This is a genomic window from Mesorhizobium sp. J18 (assembly GCF_007829525.1).
Taxonomy (GTDB): domain Bacteria; phylum Pseudomonadota; class Alphaproteobacteria; order Rhizobiales; family Rhizobiaceae; genus VLJP01.
On sequence record NZ_VLJP01000014.1, the window covers coordinates 41,210 to 62,303 of the forward strand.

General features: G+C 60.4%; 20 protein-coding genes. 18 read left to right on the forward strand and 2 right to left on the reverse strand.

The window, feature by feature from the left end:
• The first annotated feature begins 2 nt into the window (after positions 1-2).
• The 4 genes from L598_RS07790 to L598_RS07805 are packed head-to-tail and all read left to right on the forward strand — an operon-like array spanning position 3 to position 4,531.
• On the forward strand, positions 3-2,207 hold the full coding sequence (locus L598_RS07790; protein ID WP_144861410.1) for a hydantoinase B/oxoprolinase family protein: 2,205 nt from the start codon (positions 3-5) through the stop codon (positions 2,205-2,207).
• Complete coding sequence (locus tag L598_RS07795) at positions 2,204-2,704, forward strand: acetone carboxylase subunit gamma (RefSeq protein WP_144861411.1); 501 nt, start codon at positions 2,204-2,206, stop codon at positions 2,702-2,704. The genes L598_RS07790 and L598_RS07795 overlap by 4 nt, the downstream gene beginning before the upstream one ends.
• Before the next feature lie 13 nt (positions 2,705-2,717).
• On the forward strand, positions 2,718-3,548 hold the full coding sequence (locus tag L598_RS07800; RefSeq protein ID WP_144861412.1) for an SDR family NAD(P)-dependent oxidoreductase: 831 nt from the start codon (positions 2,718-2,720) through the stop codon (positions 3,546-3,548).
• A 41-nt stretch (positions 3,549-3,589) separates the two neighbouring features.
• Positions 3,590-4,531 (forward strand): choline ABC transporter substrate-binding protein, encoded by a 942-nt coding sequence (locus L598_RS07805; RefSeq protein ID WP_144861413.1) that lies wholly within the window; start codon positions 3,590-3,592, stop codon positions 4,529-4,531.
• A 197-nt stretch (positions 4,532-4,728) separates the two neighbouring features.
• On the opposite strand, the gene L598_RS07810 is transcribed toward L598_RS07805, so the two are convergent.
• Positions 4,729-5,721 (reverse strand): LysR family transcriptional regulator, encoded by a 993-nt coding sequence (locus L598_RS07810; protein WP_144861414.1) that lies wholly within the window; start codon positions 5,719-5,721, stop codon positions 4,729-4,731.
• Between the two features lie 164 nt (positions 5,722-5,885).
• Between L598_RS07810 and chvE the strand changes: the two genes are divergently transcribed.
• From chvE to L598_RS07880, 14 genes are all read left to right on the forward strand, one after another.
• Positions 5,886-6,953, forward strand: coding sequence for a multiple monosaccharide ABC transporter substrate-binding protein (gene chvE, locus L598_RS07815; RefSeq protein ID WP_144861415.1), 1,068 nt, complete (start codon positions 5,886-5,888; stop codon positions 6,951-6,953).
• Positions 6,954-7,022: 69 nt separating this feature from the next.
• Positions 7,023-8,540 (forward strand): multiple monosaccharide ABC transporter ATP-binding protein, encoded by a 1,518-nt coding sequence (gene mmsA, locus L598_RS07820; protein ID WP_144861416.1) that lies wholly within the window; start codon positions 7,023-7,025, stop codon positions 8,538-8,540.
• Between the two features lie 20 nt (positions 8,541-8,560).
• The gene (gene mmsB, locus L598_RS07825) at positions 8,561-9,805 is read left to right on the forward strand and encodes a multiple monosaccharide ABC transporter permease (protein ID WP_144861417.1); all 1,245 of its coding nucleotides are present in this window, start codon (positions 8,561-8,563) and stop codon (positions 9,803-9,805) included.
• 40 nt (positions 9,806-9,845) lie between these two features.
• Positions 9,846-10,787 (forward strand): Gfo/Idh/MocA family oxidoreductase, encoded by a 942-nt coding sequence (locus L598_RS07830; RefSeq protein ID WP_210244974.1) that lies wholly within the window; start codon positions 9,846-9,848, stop codon positions 10,785-10,787.
• A gap of 83 nt (positions 10,788-10,870) precedes the next feature.
• A complete protein-coding gene (locus L598_RS07835; RefSeq protein ID WP_144861418.1) occupies positions 10,871-11,788 on the forward strand; it encodes a dihydrodipicolinate synthase family protein in 918 nt (305 codons plus the stop codon).
• Between the two features lie 20 nt (positions 11,789-11,808).
• Complete coding sequence (locus L598_RS07840) at positions 11,809-12,732, forward strand: SMP-30/gluconolactonase/LRE family protein (protein WP_144861419.1); 924 nt, start codon at positions 11,809-11,811, stop codon at positions 12,730-12,732.
• Between the two features lie 88 nt (positions 12,733-12,820).
• Positions 12,821-13,777, forward strand: coding sequence for a galactofuranose ABC transporter, galactofuranose-binding protein YtfQ (ytfQ, locus tag L598_RS07845; RefSeq protein WP_144861420.1), 957 nt, complete (start codon positions 12,821-12,823; stop codon positions 13,775-13,777).
• 74 nt (positions 13,778-13,851) lie between these two features.
• A complete protein-coding gene (locus L598_RS07850; RefSeq protein WP_144861421.1) occupies positions 13,852-15,384 on the forward strand; it encodes a sugar ABC transporter ATP-binding protein in 1,533 nt (510 codons plus the stop codon).
• The gene (locus L598_RS07855; protein WP_144861422.1) at positions 15,381-16,379 is read left to right on the forward strand and encodes an ABC transporter permease; all 999 of its coding nucleotides are present in this window, start codon (positions 15,381-15,383) and stop codon (positions 16,377-16,379) included. The genes L598_RS07850 and L598_RS07855 overlap by 4 nt, the downstream gene beginning before the upstream one ends.
• Positions 16,376-17,356, forward strand: a complete 981-nt coding sequence (gene yjfF, locus L598_RS07860; RefSeq protein WP_144861423.1) for a galactofuranose ABC transporter, permease protein YjfF — start codon at positions 16,376-16,378, stop codon at positions 17,354-17,356. The genes L598_RS07855 and yjfF overlap by 4 nt, the downstream gene beginning before the upstream one ends.
• A gap of 15 nt (positions 17,357-17,371) precedes the next feature.
• On the forward strand, positions 17,372-18,097 hold the full coding sequence (locus L598_RS07865; protein WP_144861431.1) for a FadR/GntR family transcriptional regulator: 726 nt from the start codon (positions 17,372-17,374) through the stop codon (positions 18,095-18,097).
• 323 nt (positions 18,098-18,420) lie between these two features.
• Positions 18,421-19,347, forward strand: a complete 927-nt coding sequence (locus L598_RS07870; RefSeq protein WP_144861432.1) for a quinoprotein relay system zinc metallohydrolase 2 — start codon at positions 18,421-18,423, stop codon at positions 19,345-19,347.
• 28 nt (positions 19,348-19,375) lie between these two features.
• Positions 19,376-20,188 (forward strand): quinoprotein dehydrogenase-associated SoxYZ-like carrier, encoded by an 813-nt coding sequence (locus L598_RS07875; protein WP_144861424.1) that lies wholly within the window; start codon positions 19,376-19,378, stop codon positions 20,186-20,188.
• Positions 20,188-20,793, forward strand: coding sequence for a rhodanese-like domain-containing protein (locus tag L598_RS07880; RefSeq protein ID WP_144861425.1), 606 nt, complete (start codon positions 20,188-20,190; stop codon positions 20,791-20,793). The genes L598_RS07875 and L598_RS07880 overlap by 1 nt, the downstream gene beginning before the upstream one ends.
• Before the next feature lie 69 nt (positions 20,794-20,862).
• Here L598_RS07880 and L598_RS07885 read toward each other — a convergent pair.
• The coding region (locus L598_RS07885) for a transposase (protein WP_186444961.1) at positions 20,863-21,094 on the reverse strand (232 nt) is incomplete at its 5' end.

The following is a 21,094-nucleotide window of genomic DNA, read 5'->3' on the forward strand; positions in this document are numbered from 1 at the left end:
GAATGTTGAACAGGCCTTCTTCCCCCCAGCTCCTTCGCCAAAGGCTGATCGAATCCGAGCGACTGATGGAGGAGACCGGATGCTACGACGGCATCACGGAGCTTTCGCTGCGCGCCGAGGACCCGCTGAAATTCGAGACCTTGCACACAAAGCTGCGGGCCTATTGCGTCTCCGCCCGCGAGATGGCGCGGCGCATCTCCGCTTCGCCCGGCGTGCGCGAGGTGGGCGAAATGGTGGTCGCCATTTATACGCCAGAAGGCGACGCCATAGCCCTTTCCAACGGCATCATGGTCCATGTCCACACGATGAGCCGCTTCATCAAGTGGATGATCCGCAACGGATACGAGGACAATCCCGGCATTCGCGACGGCGACATCTTCGCCAACAATGATGCGTTCATCGGTACGGTGCAGGTGCCCGATGTCATGGATGTCATGCCCATCTATCATGAAGGCATGCTGGTCGGCTGGGCCGGTGCTGTCTGCCATGAACTGGAAGCCGGCGGCATCACGCCCGGCGGCGACGTCGCCCTGGCGCAGGAGCGTTTCACGGAGGGGCTTTTCGTCTGTGCCGAGAAAGTGGGCGAGAACGACGAGCTCAGGCGCGACTACATCATCCGCTGCGAGCGTAATCTCCGTATGCCGATCTACTGGGTGCTCGATGAAAAAGCCAAGGTCGCATCCTGCATCGACATACGCGAGAGCGTCAAAGACCTGATCGAGGAGATCGGCCTCGACTACTGGATGAAGGTCTCCAAGGAATTCATCGAGGAAGGTCGCAGGGCACAGCTTGCCCGCACGCGCCAGCTAACCGTGCCCGGCAAATATCGCGGTCATACCTTCTATGGCCATGTGACGGAGGGAAAGCCGGGCTTCCAGCCGCTTGGCGATCCCAACTGGCTCTACAACATTCCGATCGAGATGGAGATCTCGGTCGACGGCAAGATTACCATGGATTTCGAAGGCACCCAGCCCTGGGGGTTCCATTCCATGAACTGCACACCCGCCGGCATGGATGGCGGCATGTTTGTCACGCTGACCCAGCACATGAATTTCGAAGGGTTGGTCAATGACGGCGCATGGATGGCGACCGAACTGAAACTGCCGGAAGGCACATGGACCAATCCGGATAGCGAAATGGCCGCCACCGCGACTTCCTGGGCGCTGCTTCTGCCGGCCTATGGCGTCTTCCAGAGGCTCCTGTCGCGCGGCTTCCTGGCACGAGGTTTCGTAGAGGAAGTGTTCGTCGGCCAAGTCAACAGCCCGATGATCGAGATGGGTGGGAAGAGCCAATACGGCACCCAGTTCGGCATGGCGCATTTCGAATGCGCCGCCGCGGGCTCGGGAGCGCTGGCGATCAAGGACGGCCTCGACACGGCCTATGTCGGCTGGAACCCTGAATCCGACATGGGCAATATCGAGATCTGGGAACAGAACATGCCCATGATCTATCTCGGCCGTGCCATCGTTCCGAATTCAGGCGGCGCCGGCAAATATCGTGGCGGTTGTTCCTTCATTTCGACCTGGCTCGTCAACAAGACGGACCATCTCCGGCTGGTGACTTCGGAACATTCGTCCCGCGTTTTCGACAATGGCGGCATGTGCGGCGGCTATCCCGCTCCCACTTGCCAGAAGCATCGCGCTGTCCGCAATTCGAATATTCGGGAACTGGCGGCGGCAGGAAAGCCACTGGCGCACACGACGGGCATCGATCCGGACCGTTCCGACCTTGAAAAGGCATTCGAAGGCACCCACGAGATCGTGGAGGGGCCGTATATCACCGCACCGCATAAGGAAGGCGACATCTTCACCCATTCCTACAATGGTGGCGGCGGCTTCGGCGACGTTCTGGAGCGCGATCCCGTCAAGACGGCATGGGACGTCGAAAACGGCTTCCTGACCCGCGAGGCGGCAGAGAAGGTCTTCGGCGTAGTTCTCACCGAGGATGAGGACGGCATGCCGGTTCCCGATCTGGAGGCTACCAATGTCCGCCGCGAAACAATGCGCGTCGAGCGCCTCAGGAATGCGGTACCGGTCTCGGAATGGATGAAACAGCAGCGTAAGCGCATCGAGCGGGCTGATTTCGTTCCCGAGGTGCGCAAGATGTACGCGAGCGCGATGAAGCTGTCACCGCGCTTCGCCAGAGAGTTCCGCACGTTTTGGAATCTGGACGATGAATTTACCTTCGAAGCGGAGAAGCAAGCATGACGAGCTATACGAAGGAAGTCATCAGCGATCTGATTGCCGGCCAGCTCCCCTGGCCGCAGACACGCCGGATCATGAGCACCTACAAGGATGAGGATCGGTTCTTCAAGGTTATAGAGGTGCTTCAGGAGCGTGTCCCATGGGATGATCCGATCTTGCTTCCTATCTCGGATCACCTCTTCATCTGCCAGAGCGGGAGCGAGCGCGTCACCAAATGCGAATGTGGGCATTCTTTCGGCGACTACCGCCGGAACTGGAAGCTGCAGGCGCTGATCAATGTGCGCTGCACGGAGGCGTCGTTGCGCGAGATTTATCCAAACAACGACATTCCCGATCCCGACTGGATGGAAATCCGCGAATTCATCTGCCCGGACTGTTCGACGATCCACGAAGTAGAAGCTGCCGCGCCCGGCTATCCGATCGTCCATGACTTCGAACCGGATCTCGAGGGCTTCTATCGCGAGTGGTTGAAGAAGCCGCTGCCGGAGGGACCATCTTGATGAGGCGAAACTGATGATCCCTCCGCTCACCGGAAAATCCGCCGTCATTACCGGTGGCCTGACCGGCCAGGGCCTGGCCATCGCGCATGCTCTCGCCGGCATTGGAGCCAATGTTGCGGTCGGTTCCTTTGTCAGCGAAGCCGCGGGCCGTTGCGGCGATGCGGCGGCCTATCCGGATCCGGAACAGATCAGCCAGGTCCGCACCGCATTGCAGGCCCGTGGCGGCAAGGTTTTCGCCGCTCATCTCGACGTGCGAGACGCCGCCAGCATCGAGGCTTTTCTGAAGGCTGCGGAGACCGAATGCGGGCCGGCGGACATCCTCGTCAATGCCGCAGGCACCACGGCCGAGCAGCCGGTCTCGGGCCATTCGGACGAGCTCTGGCTCAAGATCATCGACACGAACTTGAACGGTGCCTTCCGCATGACCCGCAGCCTGTTGCCGGGCATGATCGACCGAGGCTGGGGGCGGATCATCAATATCGGATCGACGGCCGCCACCGTCGGCTGGAAAGACAATCCTGCCTACTGCGCCTCCAAATCCGGGCTGCTCGGCCTGACACGCTGCGTGGCACTGGAAGGTGCACCGCATGGTGTCACCTGCGTGATGATCAGCCCTACCTGGGTCGAAACGGACCTGATGCGTCGAAATGTGGATCAGGTGGTCGAACGTGAGGGCAAGGTGCGCAGCCTTGAAGAAGCGATGGCGGAGATCGCGGACCAGAATCCGCAACGACGCATCATCCAGCCGGAGGAAGTCGCGGCATTGGCGGCCTTCCTCTGTCGGGAGGAAGCCAAGGGCATAACAATGGAGAACATACAGATTACGGGCGGCGCACTCTGGTGAGCCGACCTCATCGCAAGAAGGGAACCAATGGGAGAATGATCATGCGCAAATTCACTATTCCCGCCCTGCTCGCCGGCGCCATCTTTGTTTCCGGCCAGGCGCTCGCGGAAGAGGACGCGGCCTGCAAGACCGTGCGCTTCTCGGACGTCGGCTGGACGGACATTACCGCCACCACCGCCACCGCTTCGGTTATCCTGGAGGCGCTCGGTTATGAGCCGACCACGCAGATCCTGTCGATTCCTGTCACCTATGCCAGCATGAAGAACAAGGATATCGACGTCTATCTGGGTGACTGGCAGCCGAGCATGGAGGCCGACCGCAAGCCGTATCTCGAAGACAAGTCGATCGAGGTGGTCGGCACAAACCTAACCGGAGCCAAATACACTTTCGCCGTTCCCGATTATGTCGCCGCCGAAGGCGTCAGGGACTTTGCCGACCTGGAAAAGCATGCCGACAAGTTCGACAGTAAGATCTACGGCATCGAGCCAGGCAACAACGGCAATCGCATGATCCTGGACATGATCGAGAAGGGCGACTTTGGTCTTTCCGGGTGGGAATTGGTGGAGTCCTCCGAACAGGGGATGCTGGCCGAAGTGGACCGTGCAATTCGCTCCGAAAAATGGATTGTCTTTCTCGGCTGGGCACCGCATCCCATGAATACACGCTACAAGATCGAATATCTGGCGGGAGGGGATGAATATTTTGGCCCGAATTATGGCGGTGCTGAAGTGATGACGAATATCCGCACCGGCTATGCCGAGGAATGTCCGAACGTGGCTAAGTTCGTCTCAAACCTGCGGTTCACGCTGGATATGGAAAACGAACTTATGGGTGCCATCCTGGAGGATGGGAAAGATCCCAAGGTTGCTGCAACCGAGTGGCTGCGCGAGCATCCGGATAGTGTCAAGCCGTGGCTTGAAGGCGTTACCACATTCGACGGCGGCGATGCAGGCAAAGCCATCCAGGAAGAATTGAACCTGTAAGGCTGAGGCAGAATTCTCTCGACGCTCCCGCGCGACCCCCACGTGGTAGTAGGCTGAACATAAAGACGCACGGCCTCATCACCGAGTTCGACGTCATAGTCTGTTTTGTCGTCGAGCCTGATGTCTTCGCGCGCCGGTCGCGTCATTCCAGGAACTTGCCACGGGTGTGCCGGTCGCCAAGAGCAAAAGGCGGAAAGTCACCGAATTCCTTTTCCATGTCCTTTATCAATCCCGACCTCTTGCCCCGGATTTGTTCCGGCGCTGGTATCGGAGAGCCCTTCGAAAATCAGGTTCCGAAGCCGGATCGCCAGCGGACTCATGGCCTGGTTCTTCAGCGAAATCAGGTGGTACGGATTTACGATGATCGGCTCCTCGAGATCGAGCGCGGCGAGCCTGCTTTCCTCTCCAGCGGGCGCGACCAGGTCTGCCACCTCGCGCGAGATCGGAGCGATTGCATCGGTCGAGTTAAGATAGGCAATCATCACCAGGAGAGAGGTCGTGTTGACGATTTCGCCAGGTAACGGAATCCCGTAAGAGAAGAATGCTTCCTCGACGGCCTGGCGCATCGGCGTGTGTGGCGCCTGAATGACCCATTCGTGGCCGACCAGTTGCTCCGGTTTCAGCGGCCCGCGGCCGACCAGGGGATGGCTCCGGCGCACCAGGAAGCGGATGACTTCGACCCGGCCGCGCCGCACCGCGAACTGCCGTGCATCGGTTCCGGGCGGAATGCGCGACAGGACGAAATCATAGTCACCGCGCAGGAGCCCGGCGATCAGAATGTCGCTTGGCGCGACATCGATATGGATGTCGGCTTCGGGCGCGGTTTTCTTCAATCGCCGGATGGCAGGAACAACGAAGCCGACCGCGCCGCCGGTGACGGACCCGACACGCACCGTCCCTGCCCGACCCGAAATCGCTGCTTCGGTTTCCTGCAACGTTTGTTCCAGGCTTCGCAGCAGGCCGTTAGCGTTGCGTGCCAATGTCTCGCCGATCGGCGTCGGCGTCATGCCTTTCGGATGACGGGCGAAAAGAGGCACCCCAGCCAGACGTTCGATGCCAGCCAGCATGCGGGACGCCGCCGGTTGGCTCACGGAAAGCCGTTCAGCTGCGAGCGCCAGCTGGCCCGTCTCTGCGATCGCCTGGATCAGCCGATAATCTTTCAGTTGCAGCCGATTCAGAAGATCAAGCATTTGATTGCATATCAATTCTGATAAGCAGATTGTCAATCTAATTAATTGAAAGACATTCTCCCAAACCATAATCGTTCGCGCAGGGTCCCGATCGGGGACCTGATTTGGTTGTCGCTGGCTGGGAGGAACGGCCGGTGGTGGTGCGACTTCTCTGGGAGGATTTCATGAGAAAACTGATTTCTCTGCTGGCCGCGCTGGCCTTTGGCGCAGGTCTGGTTGCAGCGCCGGCATTGGCGCAGGACAAGGGGACGATCGGCATCGCCATGCCCACGAAATCGTCTGCGCGCTGGATTTCCGACGGCAATTCCATGGTCGAACAGTTCAAGGAGGCGGGCTACGCCACCGACCTGCAATATGCCGAGGATGACATTCCCAACCAGCTCGCGCAGATCGAGAACATGATCACAAAGGGCGTCGACGTGCTGGTGATTGCGGCGATCGACGGCACGACGCTGTCGAACGCGCTCGCCAATGCTGCCGCTTCCGGCATCAAGGTGATCGCATACGATCGCCTGATCCGAGATAGCGAGGACGTCGACTATTACGCCACCTTCGACAACTTCAAGGTGGGTGTCCAGCAGGCCAATTCGCTGGTCAAGGGGCTGGAGGAGCGTTTTCCCGATGTGTCCCCCTGGAATGTCGAGCTGTTCGGCGGCTCGCCGGACGACAACAACGCCTATTTCTTCTACGATGGCGCCATGAGCGTCCTGCAGCCGCTCATCGATTCGGGCAAGATCAAGATCGTCTCCGGCCAGATGGGCATGGACACGGTCGGCACCTTGCGCTGGGACGGCGCGGTGGCGCAGGCCCGCATGGATAACCTGCTCTCTGCCCACTATTCCGACGAGCGCGTGCACGGCGTGCTGTCGCCCTATGACGGCCTGTCGATCGGCATCCTGTCGTCGCTCAAGGGCGTCGGCTATGGTTCGGGCGATCTGGAGATGCCGATCGTGACGGGCCAGGACGCCGAGGTCCCCTCGGTGAAGTCGATCCTTGCCGGCGAGCAATATTCGACGGTGTTCAAGGACACCCGCGAGCTGGCCCGCGTGACCGTCGGCATGGTCGACGCGCTGCTGGCGGGCGGCGAACCCGAAATCAACGATACCGAAACCTATGACAACGGCGTCAAGGTCGTACCTTCCTATCTGCTCGAGCCCGTCTCGGTCGATGCTTCGAACTGGGAAGAGATCCTAATCGGAAGCGGATATTACACCAAGGACCAGGTACAATAGGCAGGTAGCCTCCTTGCCGCCGGCGTCGCAGCGCGCCGGCGGAGCCGGTTCAGGCATGGAAGTTGTCTCATGGATACGATTCTGGAAATGCGCGGCATCTCTAAGCGCTTTCCTGGCGTGAAGGCGCTTGACAATGTGACCTTCAAGGTCCGTCGCGGCGAAATCCATGCGCTGGTCGGCGAGAACGGCGCCGGCAAGTCCACACTCATGAAGGTTCTGTCAGGCGTTTATCCGCATGGCGAGTATGAAGGCGAGATCGTCTATGAAGGCGAGCCGGTGGCGTTTCGCGACATCACGGACAGCGAACGCGCCGGCATCATCATCATCCATCAGGAACTGGCGCTCATCCCGCAGCTCTCGATTGCCGAGAACATCTTTCTCGGCAATGAGCGGGGTCGGCGCGGCATCATCGATTGGCGTGAGGCCAACCGCCGGACCGAGGAACTGCTGGCCAAGGTCGGACTCAAGGAGCCGCCCACGACGCTTGTCGATACCATCGGCGTCGGAAAACAGCAGCTTGTCGAGATAGCAAAGGCGTTGTCCAAGGACGTCAAGCTGCTGATCCTTGACGAGCCGACGGCTGCCTTGCAGGAAACGGACAGCCGCAAGCTCCTCGACCTCATGCTGGAACTGAAGTCGCATGGCGTGACCTCGATCCTCATCTCGCACAAGCTGGGCGAGGTGCGCTATGTCGCCGACACGGTCACCGTCCTCCGAGACGGTATGACCGTCTCGACACGCGACGCAAAAGCGGGCCTGAGCGAGGACATCATCGTGCGCGACATGGTCGGCCGCGACATGACCCATCGCTTCCCCGAGCACAACCGTTTACCCGCCGAGGTGCTCTTGGAGGTCGAGGACTGGTCCGTCTGGCACCCGGAGCATACCGACCGCAAGGTCATAAAGGATGCCAGCTTCACGGTTCGCGCGGGCGAGGTCGTCGGCATTGCCGGCCTGATGGGCTCCGGCCGTACCGAACTGGCCATGTCAATCTTCGGCCGTGCATGGGGACACCGCGTCTCGGGAACCGTGAAGCTGAGGGGCAAGCCGATAGACGTCTCTACCATCCCGCGCGCGATCGAAGCGGGCCTCTCCTATGTCACCGAGGACCGCAAGTCGCTCGGGCTGGTACTCGACGAGACAATCCGCTTCAACACCACCCTGGCCAATCTCGATGGGGTATCGAGGCGCGGCGTGCTCAAGCGCAACGAAGAGACCCGCATTGCCGAGCGCTATCGTGACGCGCTCGCCACCCGCACCCCTTCCGTATTCCAGAAAACAGTGAACCTGTCCGGCGGAAACCAGCAGAAGGTCGTGCTTGCGAAGTGGCTCTTCACCGCGCCGGACGTGCTGATACTCGATGAGCCGACGCGCGGCATAGATGTCGGCGCGAAATATGAGATCTACACGATCATCAACCAACTGGCGGAAGAAGGCAGGGGCATCGTTCTGATCTCCTCGGAGATGCACGAACTGCTCGGCATGTGCGACCGCATTTACGTGATGAGCAAGGGGGCGTTGGTGGGCGAGCTCACCGCTGCCGAAGCCAGCCAGGAGCGCATCATGTCGCTCATCGTGAGCAATTAAAGTCGATGGAGGAACGGCACATGGCTGTGGTCGACGATGTCGACAGGGCGGAGGAAAAGGTCCCTGCAAAGGGCATAGCCGCCTACCTCGCCTCGCATCTGCGCGAATACGGACTGCTGCTCGCGCTGATCGTGGTGATGGTCTTCTTCCAGATAGTGACGGACGGCACGCTGCTGCGCGCGGTGAACGTCACCAATCTCCTGCTGCAGAACAGCTACATTGTCATCATGGCGCTCGGCATGCTGATCGTCATCGTGTCGGGAAATATCGATCTTTCAGTCGGCTCGGTGATGGGCTTCATCGGCGCACTGGCGGCCGTGCTGATGGTGCATCACGGACAATCCGTTCTGGTCACCACTCTCGTATGTCTCGGCATCGGCGGTCTGATCGGAGCCGCGCAGGGTTATTGGGTGGCCTACTGGAAGATCCCGTCCTTCATCGTGACGCTGGCCGGCATGCTTGTGTTCCGCGGTCTGTCGCTATGGCTTTTGGAGGGGCAGTCGGTCGGGCCGTTTCCGCGGGAATTCCAGGTCATTGCCAATGGCTTTGTTCCGGACATATTCCCGGAAGGCATCGGCGCGGCGCTCACCGGTCTGTTTGACGTGCGGCAGGTCAACCTGCTTACGCTTGCGGCAGGCATTGCCACCACCGTCGCGATCGTCTGGTTGGGCATGAGGCAGCGCTCGCGTAACAAGGTCTACGGCATCGAGGACGAACCGTTCAGCTTTTTCGTCGCGCGCAACGCCATCATCGCCGCAGCGCTGATCTTCATAACCTTCAAGCTGGCGACCTTCCGGGGTCTGCCCAATGTTCTGATCACCATGTCGGTTCTGACGGTGATCTATGCCTTCATCACCTCGAGCACCGTCATCGGACGGCGGATCTATGCCCTGGGCGGAAATGCGAAGGCGGCAAAGCTCTCGGGCATCAAGACCGAGCGCCTGACATTCCTCGCCTTCACCAATATGGGAGTGCTGGCGGCAGCGGCGGGCCTCGTCTTTGCCGCGCGCCTCAACACGGCGACACCCAAGGCCGGCTTTGCGCTTGAACTCGACGTGATCGCCGCCGTCTTCATCGGTGGCGCATCGATGTCGGGCGGCGTCGGTACCATCATCGGCGCGGTTGTCGGAGCGTTCCTTATGGGCGTGCTCAACAATGGCATGTCGATCATGGGAATCGGTATCGATTACCAGCAGATGATCAAGGGACTGGTGCTGCTCGCGGCCGTGATCTTCGACGTCTACAACAAAACAAAGCGGGGCTGACCGGCATGCATCGACCCGGCGCAAGCAGAGATTCACACTGATGACGATGAAGGTTGCCATTGTTGGTGTCGGCAAGATCGCACGCGACCAGCATGTGCCGGCGATCGCGGCGTCTGCGGACTGGGAACTCGCCGCGACCGTCTCACGCAATGGCGTCGTCGAAGGCGTGGAGGCATTCGCGGATCTTCACTCGCTGCTCTCGTCCCGGCAGGACGTGGAAGTGATCTCGCTGTGTCTTCCGCCGGTCCCGCGCTTCGCCTATGCGACGGCCGCCTTGCAAGCCGGCCGGCATGTCATGCTGGAGAAACCGCCGGGTGCGACGCTTTCCGAATGCCACACCTTGGAGAGGATGGCACGCGAAGCAGGCGTTTCAATCTATGCCACCTGGCACTCGCGCGAGGCCGCGCAGGTCGCCAAGGCAAGAGCGTGGCTGAAAGACAAGCGCCTTCGCTCCCTGAAAGTCGTCTGGAAGGAGGACGTGCGCCGCTGGCATCCGGGACAGGAATGGATCTGGCAGGCCGGCGGCCTCGGTGTCTTCGATCCCGGCATCAATGCCCTGTCCATCGTCACGGAAATCCTACCCGACCCCTTTCATCTGACGGCAGCCACGCTGGAATTTCCTGAAAACCGGCAGACGCCGATTGCGGCCTCGCTGACCTTCGCGCACCCGCACGGTGCTGAAATGTCGGCGGTCTTCGATTGGCGCCAGGATGGCGACCAGACATGGACCATCCAAGCCGAAACTAACGGAGGTTTCCTGCTGCTTTCCGAAGGCGGTGCAAAGCTCGCCATCGAGGGCGAAATCCAGGCCGAGACCGAAACCGAGGACAATCCGCTCCAGGGTGAATATCCGCGCCTATACGCGAAGATGGCCAAGCTGGTGCGGTCGCGTGGAATCGACATGGACCTCACGCCGCTGACTCACGTGGCCGATGCTTTCCTGCTTGGCCAACGCGTCATCGTCGAACCGTTCAACGAATGACAGGCTTGGCCGGGAAAATATCTGTCACCCGGACTGAATTGGATTGCCGCCAACCGGGCATCAATGATTGCAGGAGGAGTAATATGAAAGAAGCGCTTGCGGGCATCTTGCCGGTAGCACCGACGCCGTTTCACATCGATGGCCGGGTCGATGAGGACGGCATGCGCCGGGTTATCGACTGCATGGTCGATCAGGGTGTCGACGCGATCTGCATCCTTGCCAATTATTCCGAACAGTTCCTGCTTTCAGACGAGGAACGCGCGCTGCTAATGCGCCTCAGCCTCGAACATGCCGCCGGCCGCGTGCCGGTCATCGTGACGGTCAGTCATTTCTCGACCGATCTTGTCGTGCGCCGCGCCAGGGACGCGCAGGCGATGGGCGCTGCGATGGTGATGATGATGCCGCCCTATCACGGCGTCGGCCTCGTCCCTGCACCACAGGGGATCTATGAGCATTTCGAGGCGGTCAACAATGCGATCTCGATCCCGATCATGGTTCAGGATGCCCCGATCTCCGGCATCTCGCTTTCGGTCGATCTGCTGGCACGGATGGCGCGCGAGCTGGAAAATGTCAGCTACTTCAAGATCGAATGTCCGTTCGCTGCTGACAAGCTGGCGGCGCTGATCGACGCGGCCGGCGACCATGTCGTAGGACCATTTGACGGCGAGGAGGCAGTCACCCTGCTGGCAGATCTTGATGCGGGCGCGACCGGGACCATGACATCGGCCCTGTTCCCCGAGAAGATACGCCCCATCGTTACCGAATACCGTGCCGGCAACCTCGATGCGGCACTGGCGCAATGGAAGCTCTGCCTTCCGCTGATCAATCACGAGAACCGTCAGTGCGGCCTGCGCGCCGCCAAGACAGTATTCATGGAGGGCGGCGTGATCGGCAGCGATTTCGTCCGCCACCCCCTCAAACCGATGTCGCAACGCACGAAAGACCGCCTGTTGCATCTTGCGCGCGAACTCGATGTTCTGGCGCTGGGCTGGGGCAAGTAGCAGGTGTTCCGGCTGTGACAATGACCAAGGCGGCAACGCGGAAACTGTCTGCCGAGCGTAGCGAACTTGGCGAAGGCCCGCACTACGATCTGTGGAACGATACGGTCTGGTGGTTCGACATAGTCGGCCTCAAGCTGTTTGAACATCGCTTCGAGACGGCCGAAACGATCTCACATTCCTTGCCGCGCATGGCTTCCGTCATCGCACGGATCGACGACAAACGGCAATTGCTCGCAATGGAAGACGGGCTTTACCAGCGTAACATATCCAATGGCCAGCTCGCGCTTATGTCGCCGCTTGAGGCGGACAATCCGGCTACCCGCTCCAATGACGGCCGCGTTCACCCATCGGGCCGTTTGTGGATCGGCACCATGGGCAAGAACGCCGAATGGCAGGCCGGCTCGATATACTGGTTCGACGGTGTCGCGCCCCGCGCCTTGTTCCGCAAGATCACCATTCCAAACTCCATCTGCTTTTCGCCGGATGGCCGCACAGCCTATTTTGCCGACACGGCCGTCAATGCGGTATGGCGTGTCGCCCTCGACGCGGCGACCGGGCTGCCTACCGGTGAACCGGAGCCCTTTCTGACCCAGACGGATCTGCCGCTGGGCGGCTATTTCGATGGTTCGGTGACGGATGCCGACGGCAATCTATGGAACGCGGCATGGGGAGGCGGTTCGGTTTCGGGCTACTCACCCGATGGCCAGCTCATCCGAACCTTCGAGATTCCGGCCGCACAGACCAGCTGCCCCGCCTTTGTCGGCAAGCACCTCGACAAGCTTCTGGTCACCACGGCATGGCAAGGCTACGACAAAGCAGCGCGTGTTTCCGATCCGGGCGCCGGATATACCTATGTGATCGAAGCCGGCTTTGCAGGTAGCACCGAACCGGCCTTTCGTTTGCCGGCGGGAACTTGGACGGATGGGAGAAATGAACAAGGGTGAATTGTCCCGCGATCGCATGTTTACAAAAATCATATAGTATGATTTTTTCCGAGCGCGGGCCTGATGCCCAAATCTCGTGGAGGAGAATATGATCCGGAAATTGATATTCGGCGCGGGCCTGCTCGCGTCCGCTAGCTTTCTTTCGTCTGCGGCCCTCGCGCAGACGGTCGGATTCTCACAGATCGGCTCGGAATCGGGCTGGCGCGCGGCCGAAACGACCTTGACACGCCAGGAAGCCGAAAAACGTGGCATCGATCTCAGATTCTCGGACGCCCAGCAACGTCAGGAAAACCAGATAAAGGCCGTGCGTTCATTCATCGCGCAAGGCGTGGACGCGATCCTGCTTGCGCCGGTCGTCGCCACCGGGTGGGATTCTGTACTCGAGGAAGCCAAGGAAGCAGAGATTCCCGTCGTGCTTCTCGATCGTATGGTCGATTCCAGCGACGACCTTTACCTGACGGCGGTCGGCTCAGACCTCGTTCACGAGGGCCGTGTCGCCGGCGAGTGGCTCGTCGGCGAAGTGGGTGACGCCGAATGCAACGTGGTCGAGCTTCAGGGCACCACCGGTTCGTCGCCGGCTATCGATCGCAAGAAGGGCTTCGAGGAAGCCATTGCCGGCCACGACAACATCAAGATCGTGCGCAGCCAGACTGGCGACTTTACCCGCGCGAAAGGCAAGGAAGTCATGGAGAGCTTCCTCAAGGCCGAATCGAGCGGCTCGATCTGCGCACTCTATGCACATAATGACGACATGGCTGTCGGAGCCATCCAGGCGGTCAAGGAAGCCGGACTCAAACCCGGCACCGATATCAAGATCGTGTCGATCGACGCCGTGCCCGACATCTTCCTCGCAATGGCGGCGGGCGAGGCGAATGCGACCGTGGAGCTGACGCCGAACATGGCCGGCCCCGCCTTTGATGCTCTCGAGGCGTTCTGGAAAGACGGCACCGTACCGCCCAAGTTCATCCAGACCGAATCGAAGCTCTTTACCCAGGCGGATGATCCGAAAGCGATCTACGAAGAGAAGAAGGGTCTCGGCTATTAGGCCCGAGAACCGGCTGACGGCGTGGGTACACGCCGTCAGCATGCTTCCGTCGATGCCACCTGCAAGGATGAGCCATGGCTGAATCGCCCTCCGGCCGCGATCCGCTTTTGCGTGCGGTCGCAATCTCGAAAAGCTTTCCCGGTACGAAAGCGCTCGATCGGGTCGATTTCACGTTGCAGGCAGGAGAGGTACACGCCCTTCTCGGCGAAAACGGGGCTGGCAAGTCGACACTGATCAAATGTCTGACCGGCGCCTATCGCCGCGACAGCGGCGACATCCTGCTCGAGGAGCGCGCCATTGACCCGCGCGATACCATCGACGCCCAGCGCCTTGGCATCGGCACCGTTTATCAGGAAGTCAACCTGCTGCCCAATCTCTCCGTCGCGGAAAATCTGTTTCTGGGCCATGAACCGGTGCGCTTCGGTCTGGTCCGATCCTCGCAAAGAGCCCGGAACGCGCGCACCCTTCTTTCCGAATACGGGCTGGACATAGACGTGAATGGTACCCTGGCCAGCTATTCGGTCGCAGTCCAGCAGATCGTTGCCATCGCGCGCGCTGTCAGTCTTTCGGGTAAGGTACTGATCCTAGACGAACCGACCGCGAGCCTCGACCGGCACGAAGTCGAGATGCTGTTCTCAATCATCCGCCGACTGAAAGAGCGTGGCTTGGGCATCGTCTTTATCTCGCATTTTCTGGAACAGGTATTTCGCGTCTGCGACCGCGTAACTGTGCTGCGCAACGGCCGCCTTGTCGGCTCCGACGACACGGCAGCGATCGACCGGGTGGATCTGGTCAACATGATGCTGGGCCGCGAGCTTGCCGAGGAAACACGCGAAACCGGCAAGCCGCTGGTCGCGCGCACACAAACGCCCCGCGTCTCGTTTTCGGGTTTCGGACGCCGCGGCCTTGTCGAGCCGTTCGACCTCGCCGTCTATCGCGGCGAGGTGATTGGAATGGCCGGACTTCTGGGGTCCGGGAGGACGGAGACGGCAGAGGTGATTTTCGGCGTACGCCCGGCCGATTCGGGCGAAGCGGCCAAGGACGGTCAGCCCATTCGCATCGGTTCGACGCGTGCGGCCGTGGCGGCGGGTTTCGGATTCCTGCCGGAGGACCGCAAGACCGAAGGCATCATCGGCGAACTGTCCGTCGGCGAAAACATTGCGCTCGCCCTACAGGCGCGGATGGGCTGGTCACGGCCGCTGTCGGCCAGACGCCAGAAGGCGATGGCGGAGGATTTCATACGCCGGCTCGACATCCGCACCTCCGGCGCGGAAAAGCCGGTCGGTGAGCTTTCGGGCGGCAACCAGCAGAAGGTCCTCCTGGCACGCTGGCTCGCAACCAACCCCGATTTCCTGATCCTCGATGAACCGACACGCGGCATCGACGTCGGCGCGCATGCGGAGATCATCCGCCTGATCGAGGAATTGTGCGAGGCCGGCATGTCGCTGCTCGTCATCTCCTCCGAACTGGAGGAACTGGTTGCCTACAGCCATCGCGTGATCGTTGTCAGGGATCGGCAGCACGTGGCCGAACTGGTGGGGGAGGAGATCACGGCTGAGCGCATTGTCTCAGCCATCGCCGGCCGGCGAGAGGAAGGACGCGCATGACGGGGGCTCACCGTATCGTCAGCCGTCTTCTGCCGCAGTTCGTCACGCTTGCGGCTGTCCTGGCATTGATTGCCGCCGTTTATCCTGGCTTCTTTGATGTTTCCGTCGCCAATGGTCGCCTATACGGCAGCCTGATCGACATCCTCAACCGCGGGGCACCAGTGGCGCTGCTGGCCATCGGCATGACGCTCGTCATCGCCACGCGCGGCATCGACCTGTCGGTAGGCGCTGTCATGGCGATATGCGGCGCGGTGGCGGCATGGGCGATAAGAGAAGATTACAGCCTCGGCGCCGCGCTGGCGCTCAGCCTGTCGGCCGGTCTGGGCTGCGGGCTGTGGAACGGCCTTCTCGTCGCGGTGCTGAAGATCCAACCAATCGTCGCAACCCTCATCCTCATGGTGGCAGGACGCGGCATCGCCCAACTCGTCACCGAAGGTGCGATCCTGACATTCAACCATCCCGGCCTGATCTTCATAGGCGCGGGCTCTTTCCTCGGCCTGCCGATGCCGGTCGTCATATGGCTGACGGTGGGAACACTGGTCACGCTGCTTGTGAGGCGCAGCGCGCTTGGCCTCCTCATCGAAGCGGTGGGCGTGAACCAGCGTGCCAGCAAACTTGCGGGCGTCAACGCGCGCGTATTGCTCGTCGCCGTCTATGCGACATCCGGCCTGTGCGCGGCGCTCGCCGGCATCATCGTAGCTGCCGACATCCGTGGCGCCGATGCGAACAATGCGGGGTTGTGGCTGGAACTTGACGCGATCCTGGCCGTGGTCATCGGAGGCACGTCGCTGCTGGGCGGCCGCTTTTCCATCATCGCGTCGCTGCTTGGCGCCATGATCATTCAATCGGTCAATACAGGGATACTCATTTCCGGCTTTCCGCCCGAATTCAATCTCGTCATCAAGGCTGTGATCATCCTTGTGATCCTTGTCGTGCAATCGCCTGCGATGCGACTCGTACTGACCTATCTCAAGCCATGGCGGAGCGGACAATGAACGAACGTCTTCTGCCGCTGGCGGCCACTGTCGTGATCTTTATCGTCGCCTACGCGATCTGCTACGCCCAGTTTCCGGCGATGCTGTCGACGCGTGTCATCGGCAATCTTCTGACGGACAATGCCTTCCTCGGGATAGTCGCGGTCGGAATGACCTTCGTCATCCTTTCAGGTGGCATCGATCTGTCCGTGGGATCCGTGATCGCGTTCTCCGGCGTTTTCATCGCCGTGCTCCTTCGCGACACCGGCCTTCCTCCGCTTGTGGTCCTTGCCCTTCTTCTGACCATCACCACGCTGTTTGGCGCGGCCATGGGCGCGACCGTCCACTATCTCGAAATGCCGCCCTTCATCGTGACCCTGGCCGGCATGTTCCTCGCGCGCGGCATGGCCTATGTGCTGTCGATCGACAGCGTTCCCATAGACGACGAGACAATACAAGCCCTGCAGCGGCTCTACTGGCGCCTGCCGGGTGGAGGGCGCCTCACCTTCATCGGTGTGCTTATGCTGATCGTCGCCGTCGTCGGGATCCTGATCGCCCATCGAACGCGTTTCGGCATGAACGTCTACGCACTTGGGGGCGGGGTGCAGACGGCACGTCTCATGGGCGTTCCGGTTGCCCGCACAACGATTGGCGTCTATGCGCTGTCCGGCCTTCTCGCAGGCCTGTCGGGAATCGTTTTCACGATCTACACGTCAGCCGGTTACTCTCTGGCCACGGTCGGCGTCGAACTCGACGCCATTGCCGCTGTGGTCATCGGAGGCACGTTGCTGTCGGGCGGCAGCGGCTTTGTTGCCGGAACGTTGATCGGGGTGCTCATCATGGGGCTGATCCAGACATATATCGTCTTTGACGGCACGCTTTCCAGCTGGTGGACAAAAATCGCCATCGGCCTTCTTCTGCTCGCCTTCATCGCACTGCAACGGGGGCTTGTCTGGGCGGGTGATCGTCGGCGGGGACATGGCCATGCGTCCGAGTAAAGGAAAACGGCCGTGCTGAAGAGCGCTATTTCCGGCAGTGTGCCGCGCAACAGCCATTCGCGCGTGGTCAATGAACTTGGCCGCGCCATAGTTGGCGGAATTTATGGCAACGGCGCCTTGCTTCCCGGTGACACCGAGCTTGCGCAGCGATTCGAAGTCTCGCGCACCGTATTGCGGGAGGCAATGAAAACGCTGTCTGCCAAAGGCATGGTGGTTCCCAAGGCAAAGATCGGCACGCGCGTCACCGCCCCCACAAGCTGGAACCTGTTCGATGCCGATGTTTTAAACTGGCATCTGGAGAATGGAGTCAATCCGGACTTCCTCCAGCATTTGTCGGAAATGCGGCTCTCCTTCGAGCCATTCGCCGCACGACTTGCCGCCGAACGAGCCTCAGAAGAGAAGATAGCAACGCTTTACGAGCGCGTGCGAGCCATGGAGGAAGCCAATTCGATGGAGAGCTTTGCGCTGGCTGACCTCGACTTCCATATGGCGCTTCTCGACGCATCGAAGAATCCCTTCATGTATTCCGTGGGTGCGCTGATCGAGGCGGCGCTTGCAACGAGCTTCCGGCTGAGTTCACCATTCGGCGACCCGGAAAGGCATCGCGCGATATGCGGCGCTCATCGAAGGATTGCGGACGCCATTGCCGAACATGATGCGGATACGGCGGCAGAAGGAATGCGCGGCGTCATCCTCCACGGACGCGATCGGATTTTGGAGTCAGGACTGGATCGGGAATAAACGTCCCGGCCGTGCATCTATGGCTTGCAGACACCTTGAGGTTGGGGCGCCCGAAATGAGCCGTCTCCCGATGCACATTGACAGTGCACCCATTTGCTTGCAGGCTGGCGGACGAGGCACCCAGTTCGATGCATTGCATTGTGGGAGATGGCATGAAGCAGCCGCTACTGAAGGGAATGTCCGCCGCCTTTGGCGGGATTTTCTGATAGGCCGAGGCATATGCCGTCATGTCGGCCAATCTGACGGATCGGCCCTCGTCCCATCACAAGCCGAGGTTCTCCGGCAGGCGCATAGCTGATGCAGGATTCTCCCGTTCGCCTGCGATGTCGCGGCGGGACGTCTTGCTCGGAGGATTCTGCCTTTGCTGCATACCTCAGCTCGGCTTCGCCGCCGCTGAAACGACGGGCCTGGAGGAGATTGCTTCCGGCGTCTTCGTCCGTCGCGGACCAGATGTGGAAGCAAGTCCCGGCAACCGCAATGGCATCGCCAATATCGGCTTCATCGTCGGACGGGATGCTGTTCTTGTCACCGATCCCGGCGGCAGCCTTGCCGATGGACGCTGGTTACGGTCGGAGATCAGGAAACATACCGAGAAGCCGATCAGGCATGTCGTGGTAACCCATATGCATCCCGACCACTGTTTCGGTGCGGCGGCATTCGAGGAAGACAGGCCCAACATAATCGGTCATCACGGACTGGGGGCAGCTTTGCAGGCCAGAGGTGAATTTTATCGCCAACGCCTTGCCGAAATTCTCGGCCCTCAGGAGGTGGGGGCCGTCGTGCTGCCCACCCAGGAGGTGAGTCCCGATGGTGCGGAAGTCGACCTTGGCGGTCGGGTCATTCGGCTCAAAGCCCATGAAGCGGCACATACGACCTGCGACCTTTCCATGACCGATTCCGAGACTGGCCTTCTGTTTGCCGGTGATCTGCTTTTTGTGGGACGTGTGCCTTCGCTGGACGGCAGCCTGCTCGGCTGGCTGGACGAATTGCAGAAGCTGCGTGCGCTCGATGCGAAAAAAATAGTGCCGGGGCATGGCCCCGCCGCGGCGGAGGCGGCACCGGCCATTGCCGATCTTGAGCGATATCTGGCGACGCTCCGCGACGAGACACGCGAGGCGATCGACAACGGAATGACGATCGACGAAGCCGTCGAAACCGTGGCGCAATCGGAACGCGACAGGTGGACATTGTTCGATGACTACAACGGCCGCAACGTCACTCAGGCTTACAAAGAGCTTGAGTGGGAATGAGGGCTGGGAACAACCGGAGGACTGCAAGATGAAACTGCTGCGGAATCTCGCGATAACTGCTTTATTTGCGTTGGCTTATCCAGGAGTTGCCTCGGCGGGCGTCTCCGTCATCGACGGCACTGAGCCGGAACGGCAGGCGCGATGGGAGGAGATCAGCGAATATGTTTTCGGAGATCGGCCCATTGAGGCAGGAGACGACCATATTGCGATCGAGGCGCCGCGCCGCGCGCAGGATCCGGCTCTGGTCCCAATCACCCTCAAGGTCCTGAAGAAGGATGAAGTGCGCGCCGTCCATCTCGTTATAGATGACAACCCGTCACCATATGCGGCAAAGATCACTATCGGCCCGGCTGGCGATCCCAGCGAGATCAGGCTCAGGGTGCGGGTCAACGACTACACTAACATACATGCGGTCGCGGAAACGGCGGACGGCAAGCTTTATCAGACGAGGGCCTTCGTGAAGGCGTCCGGCGGTTGCTCGGCTCCCATCAGTGTCGCCGATGCGGAAGCCCTGGAGGGTGCTGGTCAAATGAAGATGAAATTCGGCGAAGGCGACAAGACCGGGAGCGCGACGCTGATGATCCGCCATCCGAATTTCAGCGGCATGCAGATGAACCAGGTGACACGGCTTTATACGCCTGCCAGGTATCTTGACCATGTCAAGGTAAGCTACGGCGACAAGACCGTCTTCGAACTCAAGGGCGACATCTCGCTATCATCAGATCCGGTGATCGGTTTCGCCTATGATCCATCCGAAACGGGCGAGTTCATCGTTCAGGCAACCGACACGAAAGGTGCCAGTTGGAAGGAATCGTTTGTGGTACCCGCCAGGACAAACTGATGGATTTCCGCCTGATCTGCCGCAAGACTCTACTGGCTGCGATCTTCGCAGTCGCGTCGGTTTTTCCTGTCTTGGCCGCCGAAGGCACGAAACATGCTCCCGAGCCCCCGGGGCTTTGGACCGGCCCGATGGTGAGCGACACGCCGGCCACCCTTCAAGGCGCAAAGGTGATCGATGTTCCGGATCTGGAAAAGCTGATGCCGCAGAAACCCCTGTTGATCGACGTGGGCCCCGCGGACCCCAAACCGGATGGCCTCCCCTCTTCGACAATATGGATGCCGACACATCGCTCTATCCCCGGGGCAGTCTGGTTCCCTGGAGCCGGCAGCGCGGACTTGCCGACGGAAAAGGTCGAAGCGCTGTTCCAGCGCATCGCCGAATTGACGAAGGGGGACAAGTCGGTACCTGTCGTGACGTTCTGCCGGCCGAGATGCTGGGCAAGTTGGAATATAGGCAAACGTCTCGTTCAGGCGGGTTACACTTCCGTTCACTGGCTTCCTGCAGGAGTAAGCGGCTGGCAGGAACGCAACGACACAACAGCCGTCGATCCCGAGGCTGGATGGATACCGAAACCACCCACCGGCGGCCAAGGGGCATCACAATGATGGTCTCCGGCTTTTAGAGCCATCCATCTTCGAATTGAATTCTTTGAAGATGAACGGCCCTAGAGCGTTTCAGGTTTTGACGGAAGCGTATCCTGCGCTTTCGAGATAATTGCTGCATTCGGTTGGTTGGATTGTCGAGACGAGATGTCCGACGTGGCGCCAGGTATCCTCGATGGTGGGCTTCTGGGCGGCTCGCATCCAGTGCTTGATCTTGGCGAAGGCCTGCTCGATGGGATTGAGATCGGGCGAGTAGGGCGGCAGATACCAGAGCCTGGCGCCGGCTGCCCGGATCATCTGTTTG